Origin of the sequence: Micromonospora inyonensis (assembly GCF_900091415.1) — a bacterium.
In the GTDB taxonomy this organism is placed as follows: Bacteria; Actinomycetota; Actinomycetes; order Mycobacteriales; family Micromonosporaceae; genus Micromonospora; species Micromonospora inyonensis.
Genome location: NZ_FMHU01000002.1, coordinates 291194 through 312612 on the forward strand (window position 1 = coordinate 291194; position 21419 = coordinate 312612).

The 21419-nt window shown below is 70.4% G+C and carries 16 protein-coding genes, 2 tRNA genes and 2 pseudogenes; 16 read left to right on the forward strand and 4 right to left on the reverse strand.

Going from position 1 to position 21419, the window contains the following annotated elements; translation table 11 throughout:
- Window positions 1–10: 10 nt before the first annotated feature.
- From GA0074694_RS16405 to GA0074694_RS33935, 5 genes and pseudogenes are all read left to right on the forward strand, one after another.
- On the forward strand, window positions 11–940 hold the full coding sequence (locus tag GA0074694_RS16405) for an ABC transporter ATP-binding protein (protein WP_091459529.1): 930 nt from the start codon (window positions 11–13) through the stop codon (window positions 938–940).
- 16 nt (window positions 941–956) lie between these two features.
- Entirely contained in the window at window positions 957–1769 is an 813-nt protein-coding gene (locus GA0074694_RS16410) for an ABC transporter permease (protein ID WP_091459530.1), read from the forward strand.
- Between the two features lie 9 nt (window positions 1770–1778).
- Window positions 1779–2588 carry an ABC transporter permease gene (locus GA0074694_RS16415; protein ID WP_091459531.1) on the forward strand — a complete coding sequence of 270 codons (810 nt, stop codon included), beginning with the start codon at window positions 1779–1781 and terminating at the stop codon, window positions 2586–2588.
- A 105-nt stretch (window positions 2589–2693) separates the two neighbouring features.
- A complete protein-coding gene (locus tag GA0074694_RS16420; protein ID WP_091459532.1) occupies window positions 2694–3827 on the forward strand; it encodes a YihY/virulence factor BrkB family protein in 1134 nt (377 codons plus the stop codon).
- A gap of 400 nt (window positions 3828–4227) precedes the next feature.
- Window positions 4228–5236: pseudogene (locus GA0074694_RS33935) on the forward strand (sugar phosphate isomerase/epimerase family protein).
- 68 nt (window positions 5237–5304) lie between these two features.
- Here the strand turns inward: GA0074694_RS33935 and GA0074694_RS16430 are convergent.
- Window positions 5305–5727 carry a hypothetical protein gene (locus GA0074694_RS16430; protein WP_091459533.1) on the reverse strand — a complete coding sequence of 141 codons (423 nt, stop codon included), beginning with the start codon at window positions 5725–5727 and terminating at the stop codon, window positions 5305–5307.
- A gap of 262 nt (window positions 5728–5989) precedes the next feature.
- Between GA0074694_RS16430 and GA0074694_RS16435 the strand changes: the two genes are divergently transcribed.
- Together GA0074694_RS16435 and GA0074694_RS16440 are read left to right on the forward strand one after the other, a co-directional pair.
- Window positions 5990–6062, forward strand: a tRNA-Asn gene (locus GA0074694_RS16435).
- 288 nt (window positions 6063–6350) lie between these two features.
- A tRNA-Ile gene (locus tag GA0074694_RS16440) sits at window positions 6351–6424 on the forward strand.
- A 155-nt stretch (window positions 6425–6579) separates the two neighbouring features.
- Here the strand turns inward: GA0074694_RS16440 and GA0074694_RS16445 are convergent.
- A complete protein-coding gene (locus GA0074694_RS16445) occupies window positions 6580–8049 on the reverse strand; it encodes a multicopper oxidase family protein (protein ID WP_218105715.1) in 1470 nt (489 codons plus the stop codon).
- 353 nt (window positions 8050–8402) lie between these two features.
- Between GA0074694_RS16445 and GA0074694_RS16450 the strand changes: the two genes are divergently transcribed.
- The 3 genes from GA0074694_RS16450 to GA0074694_RS16460 all read left to right on the forward strand — a co-directional run bounded on the left by GA0074694_RS16450 (window position 8403) and on the right by GA0074694_RS16460 (window position 11667).
- Complete coding sequence (locus GA0074694_RS16450; protein ID WP_091459534.1) at window positions 8403–9068, forward strand: hypothetical protein; 666 nt, start codon at window positions 8403–8405, stop codon at window positions 9066–9068.
- 94 nt (window positions 9069–9162) lie between these two features.
- On the forward strand, window positions 9163–9894 hold the full coding sequence (locus GA0074694_RS16455; protein ID WP_091463315.1) for a DUF7873 family protein: 732 nt from the start codon (window positions 9163–9165) through the stop codon (window positions 9892–9894).
- Window positions 9895–10419: 525 nt separating this feature from the next.
- Window positions 10420–11667 carry an IS4 family transposase gene (locus GA0074694_RS16460; RefSeq protein ID WP_091463316.1) on the forward strand — a complete coding sequence of 416 codons (1248 nt, stop codon included), beginning with the start codon at window positions 10420–10422 and terminating at the stop codon, window positions 11665–11667.
- Window positions 11668–12357: 690 nt separating this feature from the next.
- Here the strand turns inward: GA0074694_RS16460 and GA0074694_RS16465 are convergent.
- Window positions 12358–12870: an XRE family transcriptional regulator gene (locus GA0074694_RS16465; RefSeq protein ID WP_245714772.1), complete on the reverse strand. Its 513-nt coding sequence runs from the start codon at window positions 12868–12870 to the stop codon at window positions 12358–12360.
- Between the two features lie 524 nt (window positions 12871–13394).
- Here GA0074694_RS16465 and GA0074694_RS34235 point away from each other — a divergent pair.
- A pseudogene (locus GA0074694_RS34235) lies at window positions 13395–13541 on the forward strand (helix-turn-helix domain-containing protein); the annotation flags it as partial.
- Between the two features lie 685 nt (window positions 13542–14226).
- A complete protein-coding gene (gene ltrA / locus GA0074694_RS16475) occupies window positions 14227–15696 on the forward strand; it encodes a group II intron reverse transcriptase/maturase (protein ID WP_245714774.1) in 1470 nt (489 codons plus the stop codon).
- A 139-nt stretch (window positions 15697–15835) separates the two neighbouring features.
- Here ltrA and GA0074694_RS16480 read toward each other — a convergent pair whose 3' ends face one another.
- Window positions 15836–18046 (reverse strand): MMPL family transporter, encoded by a 2211-nt coding sequence (locus GA0074694_RS16480; protein ID WP_091459536.1) that lies wholly within the window; start codon window positions 18044–18046, stop codon window positions 15836–15838.
- Between the two features lie 416 nt (window positions 18047–18462).
- Here GA0074694_RS16480 and GA0074694_RS16485 point away from each other — a divergent pair, with 416 nt between their 5' ends.
- Genes GA0074694_RS16485 through ubiG form a run of 4 tightly spaced genes read left to right on the forward strand, consistent with a single transcriptional unit; the run spans window position 18463 to window position 21417 of the window.
- Window positions 18463–18747 carry an acyl carrier protein gene (locus GA0074694_RS16485; RefSeq protein WP_176737973.1) on the forward strand — a complete coding sequence of 95 codons (285 nt, stop codon included), beginning with the start codon at window positions 18463–18465 and terminating at the stop codon, window positions 18745–18747.
- The gene (locus GA0074694_RS16490) at window positions 18744–19916 is read left to right on the forward strand and encodes an acyl-CoA dehydrogenase family protein (protein WP_091459538.1); all 1173 of its coding nucleotides are present in this window, start codon (window positions 18744–18746) and stop codon (window positions 19914–19916) included. The genes GA0074694_RS16485 and GA0074694_RS16490 overlap by 4 nt, the downstream gene beginning before the upstream one ends.
- Window positions 19917–19921: 5 nt before the next feature.
- The gene (locus GA0074694_RS16495; protein WP_141714163.1) at window positions 19922–20626 is read left to right on the forward strand and encodes a hypothetical protein; all 705 of its coding nucleotides are present in this window, start codon (window positions 19922–19924) and stop codon (window positions 20624–20626) included.
- Entirely contained in the window at window positions 20626–21417 is a 792-nt protein-coding gene (ubiG, locus tag GA0074694_RS16500; RefSeq protein WP_091459540.1) for a bifunctional 2-polyprenyl-6-hydroxyphenol methylase/3-demethylubiquinol 3-O-methyltransferase UbiG, read from the forward strand. Before GA0074694_RS16495 ends, ubiG begins: the two co-directional genes overlap by 1 nt.
- The last annotated feature ends 2 nt before the right edge of the window (window positions 21418–21419 follow it).

Genomic DNA, 21419 nt, shown 5'->3' on the forward strand with positions numbered 1-21419 from the left:
GGTCGTCCGCGTGACGGCAGAGGTGTTGATCCGAGCCCGGGGCCTGGTGAAACGGTTCGGTGACTTCACCGCCGTGGACGGGATCGACGTCGACGTACCTGCCGGGGAGGCGTTCGGGTTCCTCGGCCCCAACGGGGCGGGCAAGTCCTCGACCATGCGGATGGTCGGCTGCATCTCCCCGCCCAGCGGCGGCGAGCTGCGTATCCTCGGCATGGACCCGGTCCGCGACGGGCCGGCGATCCGGGCCCGCCTCGGCGTCTGCCCGCAGCTGGACAACCTCGACCCGGAGCTGACCGTCCGGGAGAACCTCACCACCTACGCGCGCTACTTCGGCATCCCCCGCCGGGTGGCCCGGGACCGCGCCGCCGAGCTGCTCGACTTCGTGCAGCTCACCGAGCGGGCCGACAGCAAGGTCGAGCCGCTCTCCGGCGGCATGAAGCGCCGGCTCACCATCGCCCGCGCGCTGGTCAACGAGCCGGAGATCGTCCTGCTCGACGAGCCGACCACCGGGCTCGACCCGCAGGCCCGGCACCTGGTGTGGGAACGGCTGTTCCGGCTCAAGCAGCAGGGAGTGACCCTGGTGCTGACCACGCACTACATGGACGAGGCGGAGCAGCTCTGCGACCGCCTGGTGGTGATGGACGGCGGCCGGATCGCCGCCGAGGGGTCGCCCCGGGCGCTGATCGAGCGGTACTCCACCCGCGAGGTGGTGGAGCTGCGCTTCGCCGCCGAGTCGCAGGAGGCGTTCGCCGGCAAGCTCGACGGTGTCGGCGAACGGGTCGAGGTGCTGCCCGACCGGGTCCTGCTCTACGTCACGAACGGCGACGACGCGGTCACCGAGGTCCACGCGCGCGGGCTCACCCCGGCGAGCGTGCTGGTCCGGCGCAGCAGCCTGGAGGACGTCTTCCTCCGCCTGACCGGTCGCACCCTGGTCGACTGAGGACGGGGGAGCGCGGATGAGCGTGACGCGGCAGCAGGCCCGCCGGGAGGCGGTCCGGCCGACCCTGCCCCGGGTGCCGGCGCTGGCGGTCCTGTCGTACCACCTGGTCGGATACCGGCGCACCTGGCGGGCGAGCGTCTTCTCGTCGTTCCTGCTGCCGGTGCTGACCGTGCTCGGCTTCGGCGTGGGCGTCGGCGCGTACGTCGACCAGGGCGTCGACGGGGTGCCGTACCTCGACTGGATCCTGCCGGGACTGGTCGCCTCGACCGCCTTCCAGGTCGCGGTCAGCGAGTCGACCTGGCCGGTGTACGGCAACTTCCAGTGGACCAAGCTCTACTACGCGCAGAGCGCCGCCCCGCTGCGGGTCGGCGACATCCTCGGCGGTCACCTGATCTTCGTCCTGTTCCGGGTGCTCACCTCCGCTGCCGCGTTCCTGCTGGTCGCGGCGGTGTTCGGGGCGGTGCGCTCCGGGTGGGTGCTGCTCGCCCTGCCGGTGGTGCTGCTGCTCGGCCTGGCGGTCGCCGCACCGGTCTTCGCGTTCGCCGGCAGCGTGCCCGGCGACAGCTACCTGGCGCTGCTGTTCCGGTTCGCGGTGATCCCGGCGACCCTCTTCGCCGGGGTCTTCTTCCCGGTCGAGTCGCTGCCGGTCGGTCTGCGCTGGCTGGCGTACCTCACCCCGCTCTGGCACGGCGTCGACCTGTGCCGGGCCGCCACGCTCGGGGCGGCCCCGCAGTGGTCGGCCACCGGGCACCTGCTGTACCTCGCGGTCTGGGCGGTGGCCGGCTGGGTGCTGGCCCGGCGCGTGTTCCACCGCACCCTCGTCGTCTAGGGAGGACCCGTGGTCGCTCTGGTGCTGCCCCGGCTGCTCGACGTCCGAGCCGCCGCCCGCCGTTCGTCCGCGGTGACCTGGCGGAACGTCGACACGCTCGGTACGGCGTACTGGCTGGTGCTCGTCTCCGGCTTCCTGGAGCCGGTGTTCTACCTCTTCTCCATCGGCGTCGGGGTCGGGGCGCTGGTCGGTGACTTCACCCTTCCCGACGGTCGGGTCGTGTCGTACGCGACGTTCGTCGCCCCGGCACTGCTCGCCTCGTCGGCGATGACCGGCGCGCTCGCCGAGACCACCTTCAACTTCTTCGGCAAGATGAAGTACCTGAAGCTGTACGACGGGGTGATCGCCACCCCGGTGCAGCCGTTCGAGATCGCCCTCGGCGAGCTGGCCTGGGCGATGCTGCGCGGTTCGCTCTACTCGGCGGCGTTCCTCGTGGTGATGGTGACGATGGACCTGACCACCGTGGCGCGGGCGGCGACGGCGTTGCCGGCGGCGCTGCTGGTCGGCTTCGCGTTCGGCGCGCTGGGCATGACCGTCGCCACCCTGATGCGCAGCTGGCAGGACTTCGACCTGCTCGGGTCGGCGCAGTTCACCCTGTTCCTCTTCTCCGGCACGTTCGTCCCGGCGCAGGCGTACCCGGACGTGCTGCGCTGGGTGGTGGAGGTGACCCCGCTCTACCGTGCGGTGCATCTGATCCGGGGCGCCGCGCTCGGCACCGGCGGCGGGGGTTGGCTCGTCGACGTGCTCTACCTGGTCGGGTTGACGGTGCTGTGTCTGGTCGTGGCGTCCCGCCGGACGTCCCGCCTGCTCTACCGGTAGTCCGGCGGCCGGCCGGAGCACGGCCGGGTGGGACGCGGAGGGTGGTTACCCGGGGCCGGGGCGGGGCATGAGCAGGGGGAGACAGCCGACCTGAGGGAGGGGCGCATGGCCTCCGACGAGTCCCCCGGCCGGGGCGGGCCGCACCGCGACCGCTCCGCCACCACCGCCCGGCGCGCACCCGGCGACGCGCCGGACGAGTCCCGCGCGGACGCGGAGCCGACCCCCGCCGCGCCGAGCCGCAACCGCCCGGTGGGGCCGGACGACGGACCGGACAGCCCCACCGACCTGTCCGGCACGGGGTGGCTGGCCACGCTGCGCCGGACGGGGCGGGAGTTCTCCGAGGACAGCCTGACCGACTGGGCGGCGGCACTGACCTACTACGGCGTGCTCTCGATCTTCCCCGGCCTGCTGGTGCTGATCTCGCTGCTCGGGCTGCTCGGCGATAGCGCCACGAACGAGGTCCGGGACACGGTCACCGAGGTGGTGCCGGAGGAGAACACCCGCCGGATCATCGAGGGGGCCATCGACCAGGCGAGCGCGTCCGGCGGCCTGGCCAGCGTGGCGGCCGTCCTCGGTCTGCTCGCCGCCTTCTGGTCGGCCTCCGGCTACATCGCGGCGTTCATGCGCGCCTCCAACTCGATCTACGACGTGCCGGAGGGCCGGCCGATCTGGAAGACCCTGCCGATCCGGATCGGCGTGACCGCGGTGATCGGGGTGATGCTGCTGGCCAGTGCGGTCATCGTGGTCTTCACCGGTCGGCTGGCCGAGGCGGCGGGGGACGCGATCGGGCTCGGCTCGACGGCGGTGACGGTCTGGAACATCGCCAAGTGGCCGGTGCTGCTCGTGCTGGTCAGCCTGATGTTCGCGCTCCTCTACTGGGCCTCGCCGAACGCACGGCACGGCGGGTTCCGCTGGGTCAGCCCGGGTGGCGTGCTGGCGGTGGTGATCTGGCTGGCCATCTCGGGTCTCTTCGCGCTCTACGTCAGCAACTTCGGCTCGTACAACAAGACGTACGGGGCGCTGGCCGGCGTGATCGTCTTCCTGATCTGGCTCTGGCTGACCAACATCGCCATCCTGCTCGGTGCGGAGTTCGACGCCGAACTCGAACGCAGCCGGGCGATCGCGGCCGGGCACTCCCCGGACAAGGAGCCGTACGTCGAGCTGCGTGACGACCGCAAGCTCCGCAAGAACGCCCGCAAGCGGGAGCAGGAGCGCAAGCGCCGCCCCAACGTCCGCTGACACCCGTACCGTCGCACCGCCCCCGCCGCGTACGTGGCGGGGGCGGTGGGTGGTGCGAACCAGAGGTGGGTTCTGCCGTGACGTGTGGTGGCAGGGGTCCCTTGCTACCGCCTGGTGGTGAGGAAGGGCCCCCTGCCACCACCCCCGCCCCACCACCCGCCGGTGGCGTGAAGCTTTCCGCACCGGGCCACGCCGGTCCTAGAGTGGGGGACGGCAGCCGTGACAGGCGGCCGGTGATCCGGCGGGAGGCGCAACCCGCCGGGTGCCAGGTGCACCCGTCGACCCGGCGGGGAGGCACCCACCGGTCCCTCCCTCCGGCGTGGCCCCTCGTCCGGGCCCGGTCGCCCTCGCCCCGGTCCCGCCCACGGAATCCCCATCACCACAGGGGAGTAGAAGGACAATGGCGCGACCGATCACGCTCTTCACCGGCCAGTGGGCCGATCTTCCGTTCGACGAGGTCTGCCGGCACGCCGCCGAGTGGGGCTACGACGGCCTGGAGATCGCCTGCTGGGGCGACCACTTCGAGGTCGACAAGGCCCTGGCCGACGAGTCGTACGTCGACCGCAAGCGCGAGACGCTGGCGAAGCACAACCTCCAGGCCTCCGCCATCTCCAACCATCTGATCGGCCAGGCGGTCTGCGACCACCCGATCGACGAGCGGCACCAGGACATCCTGCCCGCCCGGATCTGCGGTGACGGCGAGCCCGAGGGGGTCCGGCAGCGGGCCGCCGAGGAGATCAAGGACACCGCGCGCGGCGGCGAAGCTCGGGGTACGGACCGTCGTCGGCTTCACCGGCTCGTCGATCTGGCACACCCTGGCGATGTTCCCGCCGGTGCCGCCGGCCATGATCGAGCGCGCCTACCAGGACTTCGCCGACCGGTGGAACCCGATCCTCGACGTCCTCGACGAGGTGGGGGTGCGGTTCGCCCACGAGGTCCACCCCAGCGAGATCGCGTACGACTACTGGACCACCCGGCGGACCCTGGAGGCGATCGGGCACCGCCCCGCCTTCGGCCTCAACTGGGACCCGTCCCACTTCGTCTGGCAGGACCTGGACCCGGTCAACTTCACCCTCGACTTCGCCGACCGGATCTACCACGTCGACTGCAAGGACGCGAAGGTGCGTACCGGCGACGGTCGGCGCGGCCGGCTCTCCTCCCACCTGCCCTGGGCCGACCTACGGCGGGGCTGGGACTTCGTCTCCACCGGACACGGCGACGTGCCCCGGGAGGACTGCTTCCGGGCGTTGAACGCCATCGGATACGACGGCCCGATCTCGATCGAGTGAGAGGACGCCGGGATGGACCGGCTCGTCGGCGCGCCCGAGGCGCTCCAGTTCGTCCGTCGGCTCGCCTTCGACGCCCCGGCCGCCGCCTTCGACGCGGCCTTCAGCAGCGGCCGCGACTGACCTCGCAGGGCGTACGACGCCCGACGGGCCGGCCGCGGAAGCGGCCGGCCCGTCGGAGACACCTCTGCTCAGAAGGCGCTGCCGTTGGCTCCGGTGCCGGACGACTTGCTCCGGTTGGTGCTGCTGGCCGAGCTGGTGCCGGTGCCGGTCGAGCTGCTGCCCGTCGACCCGGTGCCGGTGGTGCTGCTGCCGGTCTTCGCTCCGACCGTGGCCGGCGTGCCGGCGAAGGCGTCGTCGGCGGCGGTCAACTCCTGGTTGCCGCCCCCCGTGTGGAGCTTCTCGCCCAGCTTGGAGTTGCTGAGCTTGTCCTTGCCCTCGCTGTAGAGCCGGGTTGCCTGGGCCTGTGCGACGCCGGCCGCCTCCTGCACGGTCGGGTGGTCGAGCACCTTGCGGCCCCGGACCACCAGCTCCTCGTACTTCTCCCGGCCGGCACGGGCGCCCAGGACGAATCCCGCAGCCAGCCCGCCAAGGAACATGATCTTTCCGCGCATGGCGGCTCCCTTCGTACCTGACGCGCTACCGACCCCGTACCGGGAGGACCCGGTCGGGAGCCGTCGTGTCGCGCCTGCGTCCTCTGTCCGCAGCTAACTACCCATCCTGCTCTCTGCTCATGCCTCCTTGTGTCCGGATGGCGATTTGTCCCACTTCTTGCGGTTCAAACTTCGGCGTTAACCCCCTGGACCAACACCCGGGGAAGTCCTGTACTCTTGTCCCCGTCGCACGGTGCCGGAGAGATCCGGTTCCGGGAAGCGATCCCCTGTAGCTCAATTGGCAGAGCAGCCGGCTGTTAACCGGCAGGTTATTGGTTCGAGTCCAATCGGGGGAGCTTCTCCACCAACGCCCGCCGGCACCGCCCGGCGGGCGGCGCTGTTTCCGGGCGGCCCGCCGCGCTGGTCATGTCACCGCCGTCGGCCCCGCAGCGGGTCGGTCGTTTCCTCCGAGCCCCCTCGACCGCCCGGCAGGATGGACGGACCGGGGAGCGGGTGGAGGGGCAGCCGGGGTCGATGCAGGCTGTTATCCTCGCGTTGCCCATCGTGCCGGAAGATCCGCGCCGTCGCTGCGCATGGTGGTGGCCGGTGTTGGGGCGACCGGGTTAGTATCCCGGCGCCGGCATGGGGCGGTAGCTCAGCAGGTTAGAGCAGGGGACTCATAATCCCTCGGTCGCGGGTTCGAGCCCCGCCCGCCCCACCGACCGCACCAATGTGCGAACCGGTGGTTGTTCATCGTGACTTCCCCCGTCCGGGTCGGGCGGGGGCATCGTCGTGTCGGTGGGCCGTCGGGCCGTCGGGTGAGGTGACGCCACCCGCCTGGAGCCGGGGCTCCGGGCGGGTGCGACGCGGGGATCAGACGATCTTCATTCGGGCCATCATGCCCATCGCGCTGTGGTCGACCATGTGGCAGTGGTACGGGTAGACGCCGCGCCAGGTGTCGAAGGTGGCCCGGAGCCGGACCGGCTGACCGGGCCAGACGACCACGGTGTCCTTCAAGCCGGACTCGGTGGGGTCGGGCGGACCGTCGCCCCGGCCGAGCACCCGGAACTGCACCAGGTGCATGTGGAAGTTGTGCGGCATGAAGACGTTGCCGTTCGTCACCGTCCACTCCTCGGTGCTGCCCCAGGCGATGGTGGTGTCGATCCGGGCGGGGTCGAAGACCTTCCGTCGATGTACGCCTGGTGCCCGGTGCCGAACTCGTCCATGCGCAGCTCGACGGTGCGCCGTACGGTCGGCGTCGGCAGCGCCGGCAGGGTACGCAGCTTCTGCGGCACCGAGCTGCGGTCCCCCGCCCCGCGCCGGTACGACGTCGAAGCGCATCACCGAGCCGACCTGCTCGAACGGGCCCGGCCCCATGAGGTTGTGCAGCACCACCGACGTACCCGGCTGGTAGCGCGAGAAGTCGACCACCACCTCCACCCGTTCACCGGGGGAGAGCAGCACGTACGGCACGGTGACCGGCGCCTCCAGCAGTCCACCGTCGGAGCCGATCACCGTGATCTCCGCGGCGTCGGCGAACTGGAGCAGGAAGAACCGCAGGTTGCTGGAGTTGACCAGGCGGAACCGGTAGCGGCGGGCCTGCACCTCGAAGCGCGGCCAGGGCCGGCCGTTGACCAGGAGGGTGGTCCGGTTGTCGGCGTCGTCCATGTTCCAGACCAGTTGGGCATCGGCGTCCAGGTGCGCGTCGCGCAGCACCAGCGGCACGTCGAACTGGCCCCGGGGCAGCGGCAGCGCCGCCTCGGTACGGTCGCTGAGCAGATAGAGGCTGGACAGGCCCCGGTAGAGGTGCTCGGCCTCCATGTGGTGGGTGTGGTCGTGCATCCAGAGTGTGGCGTGCGGCTGCTGGTTGGGGTACGTGTAGACCCGCTCCCCGCCGGGCGGGATCGTGGCGGTGCCGGAGCCGTCGTCACCCGGCGCGGTGGCGCCACCGTGCAGGTGCACCGCTGTCGGCATACCCAGCCGGTTGCGCTGCCGTACCACCACCCGCCGCCCCGAGGTGGCCCGGATCGTCGGGCCCGGCAGGTCACCGTTGTACGTGTACACCTCGGTGCGGGTGCCCGGCAGGATCTCCAGCCGCCGCCGGTGCATGGTGACCGAGTAGTAGTCGGTGGTGGCGGTCCGCAGCACCGGCCGCAGGGTCTGCGGCACGGTCAACGGGACGGTGAACGGGGTCAGGGTGCCGCCCGCCAACCTCACCGGAGCCGGGGGTGCCGCCGCGGCGGGGGCCGCACCGGACCGTTCGACGAGGCCGGCCAGGCCACCGGTGGCGCCGATGACGCCGGACGCCGCGGTGAGGCGCAGCAGTTGACGACGAGTGGACACGGTTGTCCTTTCCTAGGAGCCTCGCGGTGGGTTGCGGCCAACCGACGGCCCGTGGACGGGGGCAGTTGTCCCAGGTCTCGATGATGTCGGAGATCGCGCCGCACGGTGACCCCTGAACTGACCCCCTGAGACCGGACAACTCCCATGAATTCGCTGCTGGGCGAGGGTGGGCCGGCCAGGGCGGGGGTTCAGACCGAGGTGTCCCGGAGGTGCCCCCGTACGGCCCGCGACGCCACCGGCGCACAGGGCTACCATCCACACCCGACGGTCCTCGCGGTCGGTATGCCCCCTCGGGCGGTGCGGAACGGGTGCGAAGGACACATCGAGCAGTTCGTTCCGACCGAGGAGAACCCGTGACCGACCAGCAGCCCGGCCCCGACCCCACCGTCACGTCCGGCCCCGACCACGCCGCCGTACCGCCGCAGCCGGCCGGCCCTGACCACGTCGGCCCACCGTCGCAGCCAGCGGGCCCTGACCACGTCGGCTCACCGCCGCAGCCGGCCGGTTCCGACCAGGCTGCCGTGCCGCCGCAGCCCACGCATCCGGAGGTGCCGCCCGGTTTCGTCCCCGCCGATGGCGCGGCCCCGTTCGGCGAGCCCGCCCCCGGTCCGCTCGCCGCCTACCGGGTGCCGCTCGTCGCGGCGGGCGCGGTGCTGGGCCTGCTCCTGGCGGTGGTCGCCGGCACCGGCATCTACCAGGCCGTCAAGGAGGACTCGGGCATCACCGCCTGCAAGGCGATGGCGGCCGGCGGCGAGGGCGAGAAGCCGGTCGACGAAGGGGACGACGAGCTGAGCGAGGCCGAATACAAGAAACTGCGGGAGCAGTTCGCCGACTCCGACCACGAGAAGATCCGGGAGCACGGGACGGCTCTGATCGACATCGTGTGGGAGGTGTCGAAGATGGAGGGCGACGAGGCGGCCGGAGCGCTGGCGTACATCGGTCCGATGAGCACGCACATGGCCGGCCTGAAGACGGCGTGCGCCAACGAGGGCATCCAGGTGAACCTGAGCGGCGACTGATGCGCAGCCGACCGTCGTCCGGTGACCCGGAAACCGGTTCGCCGCCAACGGACCGTCGTTGGTAATGTCCCGCCCGGCTGAAGGGAAGATCGGCATGGCGAAGCTCAACCAGATCATCGCGGTCACCAAGGGCGTGAAGGCCCAGACCACCCGGGAGTTCACCGAGGCACACCGCAACGTCCAGAAGGCGCCGCTGCTGTCCGGCATCTCCCGCAGCTACCAGCCGAAGGACGAGGAGGGCGAGCAGCTTCCGCCGGAGTCGACCCGGGTGCAGGTGTCGGCCACCGACGTGATCGCCGAGGTGTCGACGTCGCTGACCCGCCTCTTCGACCTGGTCCTCACCCAGGACGTCGCGAACACCCGGGCGAAGGCCGACGTGGTGGTGGACGGCCGGACGATCCTCGCCGACGTGCCGGTCACGTACCTGCTCTTCCTGGAGAAGCAGCTCGTCGAGCTGTACTCCTTCGTCGACAAGCTGCCCGTGCTGGACCCGGCCGAGAGCTGGACGTTCAACGACGCCGCCGGGGCGTACGCCTCGGACCCGGTGAAGACGGTGCGCAGCCGCAAGGTGATGCGCAACCACGTCAAGGCCGAGGCGACCGAGAAGCACCCGGCCCAGGTGGAGGTGTACACCGAGGACGTCCCGGTCGGCTACTGGACGACCGTGAAGCTCTCCGGCGCCCTGCCCGCCACCCGGGTCAAGGAGCTGCGGGAGCGGGTGGCGAAGCTCCAGCAGGCGGTCAAGTTCGCCCGCGAGCAGGCCAACATGACCGAGGTAGAGGACATGAAGGCCGGTGAGTGGGTGTTCGGCTACCTGTTCGGGTAGCCTCGAAGACTCCCTCCGTGGGAGCGCGGAGGGACGCGCGACAAGCGCGAAAAGCTGAGACTGAAGGTCAGACTGAGCTGGAGGTGTTCAGTGCAGGTTCGAGTCCTGCCCCCGGCACCCGGGCCGGGGTAGCCCAACTGGTAGAGGCGACCGTCGAATGAATCTCAGACTCTCGCTCCAGACTCAGCATTACCGCCGATCGTCGGATGGAGCAGCCGTGGAAAGGGTTCGTGGAGTGTAGGTTCGAATCCTACCCGCGCCTCTCTTCGTGGCGCGGTAGCCCAATGGTAGAGGCGACGACTTTCAAACTGACCCACGGCTTTAAACGCGTCCGGCGTGCGACATGGGCGGAAACCTGGAACCCCCGGCTTGGGTAGGCCGGGGGTTCCGCTATTCCCGGAGCCGGCGGCTGTTCCAGGGTCAATGCCACGTAGCCTAATTTGATCATGGGGTTGGACTGGGTCTTTGTGGATGGTCGGCGTGGTGGCGTGACCGGCAGGTCGGGTGCTGGTGTGCTTGCCGGTCATGTCCGAGACGGTGGCGGTGACGGCGGATCAGGTGTCGTTGGGGGTGCTGGTGTCCGCGGTGCCGCGGGATGCGGTGGACGCGGCGGTGGCCCGGTTTGGGGTTGGGGCCAAGCGGTCGGATGGGAAGCTTCCGCCGCATGTGGTGGCCTATCTGACGATGGCGTTGTGCCTGTTCGGTGAGGATGACTACGAAGAGGTCGCCACGAAGGTCACCGGGGCGTTGACCCGGTTCGGCTGCTGGGACGCCGCTTGGTCGGTGCCGACCGCGTCGGGGATCAGCCAGGCGCGGCAGCGGCTGGGCGCGCCGGTCATGGAGGAGATCTTCGAGTCGGTGGTGCAGCCGGTGGGCACGACTGATACGCGGGGGGCGTGGCTGCGGCGGTGGCGAGTCCTTGCTATTGACGGCTTCGATGTGGACCTGCCGGACACGCCGGGTAACGCCGCCGAGTTCGGCTACGCCGGCTCGGGGGGCAACCGGTCGGCGTATCCGAAGGCGCGGGTGGTGGCGTTGGCCGAGTGCGGCACGCACGCGTTCCTGGCCGGGGAGGTGTCCGGCTATGGCACCGGGGAGCGGACATTGGCGATGCGGCTGTACCCGCGGCTGCGCCGCGATGAGCTGCTGACCGCCGACCGGGGGTTCTACTCCTTCGACGCCTGGTCTGCTGCGGCGGGCACCGGGGCGGCGTTGCTGTGGCGGGCGCCGACCGGGCTGCGGCTGCCGGTCGTGCGGGTGCTGGCCGACGGCACGTATGTGTCCGTGGTGATCAACCCGAAGATCCGCGGTGCCCGCCGGGACCGCATCGTCGCCGCTGCCCGCGCTGGGCAGGATCTGGCCCCTGAGCTGGCGTATCTGGTACGAGTGGTCGAGTACGACGTGCCCGACCGCGACGGCGACGGCACCGGCGAGCTGATCGTGCTGCTGACCACCGTCCTCGACCCGGCCGAGGCCCACGCGGACGAGCTGGCCGAGGCCTACCACCTGCGCTGGGAAGAAGAGACCAGCAACGACCAGCTCAAGACGCACCTACGCGGCCCGGGCCGTCTGCTGCGCTCAAGGCTGCCGGAGCTGGCCTACCAGGAAATCTGGGCCTGGCTGATCGTCCACCACGCCCTCGCCGCGTTGATCACCCGCGCGGCCGAAGCCGCCGACCTCGACCCCGACCGGATCAGCTTCACCCGCGCGCTGCGAATCGCCCGCCGTACCGCCACCGGGACGGCGGGCATTCCCCCCTGGAGACTGGACTGACCACCTGCCCCACGCACTCGCCGAGCTGGGCCGCAAGCCGCTACCGCCCCGCCGGCACCGCAGCTGCCCCCGGGCGGTCAAACGAGCCCGCCACAACAGCTACCGCGTCAAGAAACACCACGAACCGGCCAGCATCCGCCACGACGGCCCAGCGACCATCCGGTTCTGGGGCCTCAAACCCCCACCACCGGCGGACCCGCCCGCCGCCACCAGCCAGAAAGGACTACCAGAAACACCCGGCCAGACCCGCCCAGCCAGCCGGCGTCAACACCACAGCCCGGACACGCTGACCCGCCCGCCGCACCACACCCGCCGGAAGCCCGTCCGGGCACAAACGACCAGCACAACAACATGATCAAATTAGGCTACGTGGCATTGGTTCCAGGGTGACCGAGGCGGCACCATCTACCGAGCGGGTCCAGCCGGTGCGCTGCCCGCGTCCGTCGTCGCCGATCCGCACCAGCAGCCAGTCAGGGGCACGGGTGACCCGTACTGTCCGGGCTGCTGCGGGCGGTCGGGATGTCCCGGCACCGGCTCCGGGCCATGCTGACCGTGGAGGCCGGCCTGCTGCCCGCCCGTCGCGCGGCCCGGGTCAGCCCGGTCGCCGCCCTGGCCACCGACGGCTGACCAACGGATGGTGGCGGGGCCGACGGGTCTCGCCAAAAGGTCCGGGCACCGAAATCGTCTGCCTCAGCGCTGTGGGTCAGCGGGTTTCCCGTCGGCCCACAGGGACTCGAAGTGCTCGACGTACCGGTCGAAGGCTCCCCCGTCCTGTCCGCGCCGCAGGTGCAGCGTCACGGAGTCCTGCCCGAGTCCCGCACCGATGTGCGTGGCGACGATGGCTTCGTCGTCGAAGACCCACACCGACATCGCGATGTGTCGGTGGGACCGGCGAACCGGGATGGCGGCGTCAACCTTGTCGATCTCTGCGCGCGTCATCGCGATGCGCGTGGCCAGGGTGAGCGGGGTCGCTTCGACCCGATCCCGTTCGGTGGTGACCGGACTGTCCGGATCGCCGAGCAGGAATCGCAGATCAGCGCCAGCGCTGGCCTTCGCGCCGAGGGTGGCGGTAGCGCCGGGCACCTCCAGCCACACGAAGTAGCTGGTGTACCCACCGAACCACAGCCGGGAGTTGGCACGCTCGATCGCCTCGCGGAAGACCGATCGTGGGAGGTCGGCGCGTCGAGGGTAGATGCCGACCAAGTCACGATCAGTTCCGGTCTTAACGGTACGTCGTACTATCTCGGGCCACAACACTCCCACATCCTCGCCCAACACCTCGGCCGCCCGCACTCTGGAACGGGGGTGGGGCACCCGCCCCCGACTGACCCACCGTTCCACGGTCTTCGCATCCACATCGCATCTCTCTGCGAGATCAGCGATGGTCAGGCCGGCCACCGCCAACGCCTGCCTGAGTACGTCATTCCGCGCCACGACCACCAGGGACCTTTCGTAGACGTCCCTTGATGCTCCCATGTGGACGGTTTCACCGTCCGTGACTCCCTGAAAATGATTGGTCACATGTCGTGCTGTTCGCCGCGAGTGCCGTTTGTCTCGGCTACCGGGGCCGGGAGGTGAGCGCGCTCGTGGTGCTCGGGATCTCGATGATCGTGTTCGCTGGCCTCACGCTGGGGTTCCTGCTGGGACTGTTCGCGTTCCGGGTGAAGTCCCGGTGGTGTCCGCGCTGCGGGGCAGTCGACCGAGGCGCTGCACCGGGCGGTGCGGCGGTGACCGCGCCGGGCCGGCAGGACGGTCACCGTGAGCTGCCGATCGGGCGGCGGGTCGCGCAGTTACGGGTTCGCCGGGGGATGAGTCAGCAGGTCTTCGCCGACCGGATCGGCCGTTCGAAGAGCTGGGTCGACAAGGTCGTGCGACACGAGGTCGCATGAGAGCAGTGGCACTCTCCGAAGGAGGTTCGGCGTGTTGTCGAAGGGGTAGTGCTCGGTCCAGTGCGTAAGGACCGTCTCCACCTCGGCGTGCGTCGCGGGTAACTGCGGGGTGCGGAGCCCGAGGGCGTGCCCAAGGATCCTCGTTCCATCCGGGGGTTACAGGCTGGAGAAGGCCGGACGGGTGAATGATGTGAACCCTCGATGACGCCTCGTCACTACCACTCTCGCTCGATGGGACGCACCAGCGGGAGACAGGGGCCGGCCGTTGCAAGGCGGCGGGTGCCGCCCGGAGGGACTTTGCCGGGCGGGAGCGCACCACCGTCCCCGGGGTTCAGGGGGCACCCACCCCGGTCGTATCTGTTGCGTGCGGAACGTGACAACCCCGATGGGATCCAGGCGGAGAACTGCTCTGGCTGGTAGGCCACCTGTGAGGGTGGGTGAAGTCCCAGCGGGCGCAGGACGACCCGAGAAGCGAATGCCGGTGGCCGAAAGGCGACGGGAAACCGGGAACAGCCGGGCTGGCTCCTTCGCCAGTGGTTGCCGGATAACCGGCCGGATAGGGGCTGATGCCCTGGCCTGAAAGGGCGCTGACGCGGGTCGGGTGAACCTGTGACGAATCGTGCTGGTCACAGCACCGGAGCCGAAGGGCAAGTTGGACACGATGACGGCGATGGCTTTCGCGGTGGCGATGGCGGGCCTCGGAGTGAACGGACCGGAGGGCGAGGTCCCCGACTGGGACGCCATCGACTGGCGGGCCTGCGAGGACAACGTACGGCGGCTGCGGCAGCGGATCTTCACGGCCACGCGGGCGGGGGACCTGAAACAGGTCCGGAATTTGCAGAAGTTGATGCTGCGGTCCCGCAGCAACGCCTTGGTGGCGGTGCGGCGGGTCACGCAGCTCAACGCTGGCCGTAAGACGGCCGGGGTGGACGGGTTGATCGTGGTGAACGGGCAGCAGAAAGCCGAGTTGGCTGACTGGGTTCAGCACCGCGCGCGGCCGTGGTCACCGCGGCCTGTCAAGCGGGTGTATGTGCCCAAGAGCAACGGGCGTCGTCGTGGTCTCGGGATTCCGGTGATCGCTGACAGGGCGTTGCAGGCCCTGACGGTCAACGCGTTGGAGCCCGAGTGGGAGGCCCGGTTCGAACCGAAGTCCTACGGGTTCAGGCCGGGTCGTGGCTGTCACGACGCGATCGTGGCTATCCACGCGACGGCGAGCCGCGCGGACGCGAAGCGCTTGTGGGTGCTCGACGCTGATCTCGCGGCGGCGTTCGACCGGCTCGACCACGAGCACATCAGCGAGTCGCTGGGCATGTTCCCCGGACGGGGAATGGTGCGGCAGTGGCTCACGGCTGGTGTGGTCGAGCAAGGCCGGTTCACCCCAACCGACCAGGGTGCTCCGCAGGGTGGGGTGATCAGCCCGTTGCTCATGAACGTTGCTCTGCATGGCATGGAGGCCGCCGCCGGGGTCCGCTACCACGTCACCGGCACCCGTGCCGGACAGACGGTGGATGGCTGCCCGGTGGTGGTCCGCTACGCCGACGATCTTCTCGCGCTGTGCCACTCCCGTGAGCAGGCCGAGCAGGTCAAGGCGCGGCTGGGGGCGTGGTTGACGCCCAGGGGTCTGGTCTTCAACGAGGACAAGACCCGCATCCTGCACCTGAGTGAAGGTGTGGATTTCCTGGGCTTCAATATTCGCCGCTACTCCAACGGCAAGCTGCTGACCAAGCCGAGCAACGATGCGTCGCGGCGGATCCGGAAACGGCTGTCCACCGAGGTGAGGGCCCTTCGAGGGTCGAACGCCGACGCGGTGATCGGAAGGCTCAACCCGATCATCAACGGGTGGGCCGCCTACTACCGGATCGGGGTGTCCAAACGCGCCTTCGGCGCGCTGGACGCCCACCTGTGGAAACTGACCTACAAGTGGGCCAGGTTCACAATGATCGACATGACCCGGGTCCGCCTCGACGCCGGCGACCACCACGCCGCCGGCCGCACCCTGGTCACCGCCGACCACATCGCCCCCGCCAGAGTGCGCCTCCGACCCGCCGCCCACGCCGCGCTGGCCGCCGTCCTCCGCGCCGGACCCACCCCGGCCGACGTCACCCGCCTCGCCACCACCATCGGCCTGACCCGAACCTGACCGCGCACCTGTGCTGACGAGCGTGCTGATCGGTTCTCGTCACAGTTCGGGCGGGCAGCCGCGTCAACGGCTGCCCGCCCGGGCGTAACGATGGATCTACCGGTGGACCATCCGGCAATGTGGGGGACGCTCCGCGTGGTCAGGCGGCGGGCTTCGGCTCCGGGGCGGTGCTCCGCTGGACACGGGTGGCGTGCTGCGCCGTGCGGCCCCAGACGCGCGGGCCGATCAGGTTCAGTGCGGCGGGCATCACCAGCAGTCGGATGACCACGGCGTCGAGGATGACCGCGATACCCAGGCCCAGGCCGAGCTGCTGGACGACGCTGACCTCCGCCACCAGGAACGAGGCGAAGACCGCCACCATGATCAGGGCGGCGCCGTTCACCAGGCCGGCCGTCTCGCGCAGGCCGCCGGTGACCGCCGCCTGGTGGTCACCGTGCTCGACGAAGTGCTCCCGCATCCGGGAGATCATGATGACCATGTAGTCCATGCTCAGCCCGAACATGATGGCGAAGACCAGCGCCGGGGTGGTGCTGTCGATCCGCTGGTCGAGCCAGTTCTGGCTGATCGCGGTGAGCAGGCCGAGGCTGGCCGCGACCACCAGCGCGTTGAGCGCCAGCGCCAGCAGCGGCAGCAGCCACGAGCGGAACGCCCGGGCCAGCAGCGCGATGGTGATCAACGCGACCGCGATGAGGATGGCCGGCAGCGTGTCGATCAGGACCTCGTCGAAGTCGACGCCGGTGGCGGTCGCGCCGGTCACCTGGACGCGGACCCCGTCCGGGACGGCCCCGGGCAGCTCGTCGCGCAGGTCGTGGATCAGGTCGTGGGCGGCGTCGCTGTCCGGGTCGGAGCTGGGGATCACCACGACCCGGCTGACCTGGCGGTCGCCGTCGGCGCCCCAGAGCTGGTCGAAGCCGGCCTTCGCCTCGGGCGGCAGCCCCGCCGACTGACCGCTCACCGCGGCGGTGACCGCCTCGGCGGGCAGCCCGATGCTGGTCACGTCGGTGACCGTGTCGATCCCCTGCTGCTCCCGGACCGTCTCGTTGACCGCGCGTACGGCGTCGAGGAGCGTGGCGGGCGAGGTGCTCTCGGGTGCGCTCACCACGACCTGCACCGGGAAGAGGTTACGGAACTCCAGCGCGGCCTGGAGCCGCTCGATGCCCTGCCGGGAGTCGGCGTCCTCGGGCAGGATGGTCGCGCTGGCCACCGGCGACTGGAGCCGGATGTCGCTCATCGGCCAGGCCATCACCCCGAAGATCGCCACCAGGACGGCGAGAACCAGGGCGGGCTTGCGCTGGAGCCGGGTGAGCAGGCCGGGACCGCCCTGCCCGGCCCGCGCGGCGCGTGGCTTGAGCGACAGCCAGTTGATCCGCCGTCCCATCACGGTGAGCGCGGCCGGGAGCAGGGTCATCGACATGGCCAGGGCGACCAGGGTGACCACCACGCCGGCGATGGCCATGCTGCTGAACACCATGATCCGGGGGATGAAGAGGGCGAGCAGGGCCACCACCACGGCGAGGCCGCTGAAGAGCACCGCGTGCCCGGCGGTCCGCATCGCGGTGCGCAGCGCCGGGACGTACGTGTCGCCCGCGACCAGCTCGTCCCGGTACCGCTTGATGATGAAGAGCGAGTAGTCGACCGCGACGGCGATGCCGATCAGGGACACCGCGTTGGTGTAGAGGGTGGAGAGGTCGGTCATGAAGGTGATCAGGTAGCCGATCGCGGAGGCGACCACCAGCGCGAGGCCGGCGAGCACGATCGGCAACAGCATCGCGCCGACCGAGCGGAACACCACCAGCAGGACGACGATCAGCAGCGGAAAGGCGATCATCTCGGCGGTGACCGCGTCCTTCTCGGACTGCACGCTGAGGTCGTAGTCGAGGGCCTGCGCGCCGGTGACGTGCACCTGGACGCCCCGGTCCCGCATCGTCTCGGTCATCCGCTCGCGGAGGCCGTCGATCTCGTGCTGGATCGTCGACTTGTCGATGAGGAAACCGAGCTGGAGGAAGGTGGTGTGCTTGTCCGGCGAGAGCCACTTCGGGTCCTGCCGGTAGTCCTGCACCGAGGCCACGTGCGGGGTCGCCTCGGCCACCCGGGTCGCCTCGGCCAGCTCGGCGGTCACGTCACCGTCCGGTTTGGTCAGTACGACCTGGAGGCTCTCCGGGGCCTCGTCGAAGGTGCGCTCGATGACCTTCTGCCCGGCGGCGGCCTCACCCCGGGGGTTGTCGAAGCCACCGGCCTTCAGTGCGCCGGTGAGGGCGATCATCAGTGGTACGCAGATCGCGGCGAGCACGACCCAGATCGCGATGACGGTTTTCGGACGGGCTATGGAGAACCGGACGACGGCGTTCACGGACGTTCTGCTCCCAGGTCGCTCTCGGAGGGGGCGACCGACCCACCCGATCGCCGCGCAGCAGTGTCTCGTGACTGACTCGCATCGCACTAGAGGCGCGCTGAAGATGTCTACACGTAGCTACCCTACGTGTAACGGCACTGCGGATCTCATGCACCCTGAGTAGTTGTTGAGGCATCCTCGAGTGAGCCTTGAGTGATTAACGAGTGGGCCGTCCAAGCATTCAAGCCCGTTGCGGAGCCAGCACGGCCGAGGTCGCCAGCCCCGGGAGTGTGTCGCCTCAGGGTGCTCCGATCGCCGCGCCAACCTCCGAAGGCGTCCTTTTTGCTACGGATCGGAGACAACCACGTGCTCGGAAGACTTTGCGTGATTCAGCAGCATCGCTGCGACCTTATCACTTTTTGCGTGGAGGGATGATGATCGGTCTCGATGAACACGTGCGGGCGCTCGTCGACGACCTGGTCGCGGTGAAGCCGACCCTGCGTCCCGAGGAGATCCGACCGGAGTTGTCGATCACGCGCGATCTCGGCTTCGACTCGCTGGACCTCGTCGAACTGTCCGCCCGCATCCGTGACGAGCATCCGGACTTCGACCTGCTGCGCTGGCTGGAGGACGCGATGTCCTCCGAGGTGGACAGCGTCGGGTCGATGGCGGAGCTGCTGGCGCGTTCCGGTGCCGCCGCCGGGGAGGAGAAGGAATGAGCACGGCAGCCGTGTCCCGTACCGACTACGTGGCCCTGGCCCACGAGTTGGCGCCGACGTTCGCCGAGAACGCGGCGAAGCACGACCGGGACCTCAGCTTCCCGCACGAGAACATGGCCGAGCTGGTCCGCACCGGCTACACCGCGATGACCGTGCCGCCGGAGTTCGGCGGGGCGGGGGCGAGCCTCGCCGAGCTGTGCGAGGCGCAGCAGGTCCTCGCCGGCGGCTGCGCGTCGACCGCGTTCGCGGTCAACATGCACGTCCACGGTCTCGCCATGATCGCCCGTCTCGGCGGGCCGAGCGCGGAGTGGGCCTGCAAGGCGGTGCTCGACGGCGCGGTGATCTCCGGCGGCTTCAGCGAGCCGGGCGTGGGCGGCAACTGGTGGCACCCGACCACCCGGGCCGAGGAGGTGGCGGGCGGCTACGTCCTCAACGGCCGGAAGGGCTTCTTCACCGGCTTCCCGGGCGCGACGCACCTCTTCCTCTCCGCCGCCACCATCGACGACCGCGGCCTGCCGCAGCCGATGGCCTTCCTGATCCCCAAGCCGGAGAAGGGCGTCCGGGTCACCGCCGAGTGGGACGCGGCGGGCATGCGCGCCACGGGCAGCCACTCGCTGGCGCTGGAGGACCTTCTCATCGACGAGAGGTGGATGGTGGGGGAGCGCGGCAACCTGCCGATGCTGTTCATGATGGGCGTGCACTGGGCCTGGTGCAGCTTCGCGTCCTGCTTCGTCGGCATCGCCCGCGCGGCCCTGGACCACGTGGTGCGGACCCAGCAGCAGCGGGTGATCAGCGTGATCGGTAAGCCGAACGCGCACCTGCCCGGCATCCAGTTCAAGGTCGCCGAGATGGCCGCCAAGGTCGCCGCCGCGCGGGCGCACCTGGAGGCCGCGATCCACGCCGAGCACGACGACGTGGACCCGCTGCGGCACTACATCGACATGAGCGTCATGAAGACCACCGTCACCCGGCTCGCACACGAGGTGGTCACCCTCGGCATGCAGGTGCAGGGCGGTTCCGGCCTGGCCTCCAGCGACCCGCTCCAGCGCATGTACCGGGACGTCGTCGCCGGTCTGCTGGTGCCGCCAGCCACCGACGTCGTCGGAGAGTGGGCCGGCAAGCTCGCCCTGGACGTGCCGATCTTCGCCGAGCCGCGCTGGGTCGGGTGAGCCGGATGACCACGACGACCAACGAGGGGACCGCAATGTCGAGCGCGGGTGTGGGCGTGGCCGCCGACCTGGCCGTGGACTTCGAGAAGCGCCGGGCCGGCCGGGTGGACGCCGGTGACCTGGTCACCGAGAACCTGGCCGCCCTGGCCGCCGCCGGCGTCACCGCCGCGACGGTCACCGACGGCGTGCAGCGGCGGCAGGTGCTGCGGACCGTGGCCGCCGGCTGCGGGGCGACCGCCTTCGCCCTGGGCGCGGCGTTGGCCGCCGGCCGGGCCGAGGCGGTGCTGCACCACGCCGCCGTCCAGCTCGGCCTGGCCGAACGGGCGTACGCGGTGGCCGTCGAGCGGGTCCGGCAGGCCGGCAACGTCGCCCGGCAGCCCGGCCCGCAGTTCGCGGTGGCCCGGATGCGCGGGTCGCTGGACACCATGACCGCGCTGCTGGACCGGCAGGCCGGTCGGGCCGTCGGTGGGGACGCCGCCGCGCTGGCCGAGGCGTGCACCGCCGGGCTGTTCCTGGCCGCCGAGGCCGAGGCCGTGGTCTCCGCCGCGTACGACCTGGTCGCCGACGACGCCGAGGGCGCGACGCGGATCGGCCAGCTCTGGCACGACCTGAAGGCCAGCCCGGCCCCGGTCCCCGGGGCGCTCGCCCGGGAACTGGTCGGCAAGGCCGCCTTCGGCATCGACCCGGACGAGACCCCGAGGTGGGTGTGATGGCGGGAAACGACCGGCACCTGGCCGCGCTCGACCCGAACGCGGTCGCCATCGACAACGAGTACTACCACGAGGTCGGCGACTCCTGGTGGGACGCGACCGGCCCGCTGCGCGCCCTGCACGACATGAACCCGGCCCGGGTGGCCTACTTCGACGCCACCGCCCGGGGGGCGTTCGGTGAGGACCGCTCGCGGGTGCGGGTGCTCGACATCGGCTGCGGCGGCGGGCTGGTCTCCGAGCGGATGGCCGCGCTGGGCTACCAGGTCACCGGCGTCGACCTGTCCGCCGGCTCGATCGAGACCGCCCGCCGGCACGCCGCGTCGAGCGGCGTGACCGTCGACTACCAGGTCGGCTCGGCGTACGAGCTGCCGAAGCCCGACGGCGCGGTCGACCTGGTGGTCATCTCGGACGTGTTGGAGCACCTGCACGACCTGCCCGGCGCGGTGGCCGAGATCGCCCGGGTGCTGCGTCCCGGCGGGATCGTCGTCTTCGACACGATCAACCGCACGGTGGCGAGCTACCTGAAGGCGATCGTGCTCTCCGAGAAGATTCTCAAGATCATTTACCCGGGTACGCACAACTGGAAGATGTTCATCCGCCCGGACGAGCTGCGCGCGGTCTTCGCCCAGCACGGGTTGACCCTCACCGAGACCAAGGGCCTCGAACCCGTGGCGCTGCCGCACAAGCTCGTCCCCGCCACGCTGCGCGGCCGGGCGGTCGGTCCCTTCCACCTCACCCCGTCCACCGCCGTGAGCTACATCGGCCAGGCCGTCAAGTCCCAGGAGAGCTGACA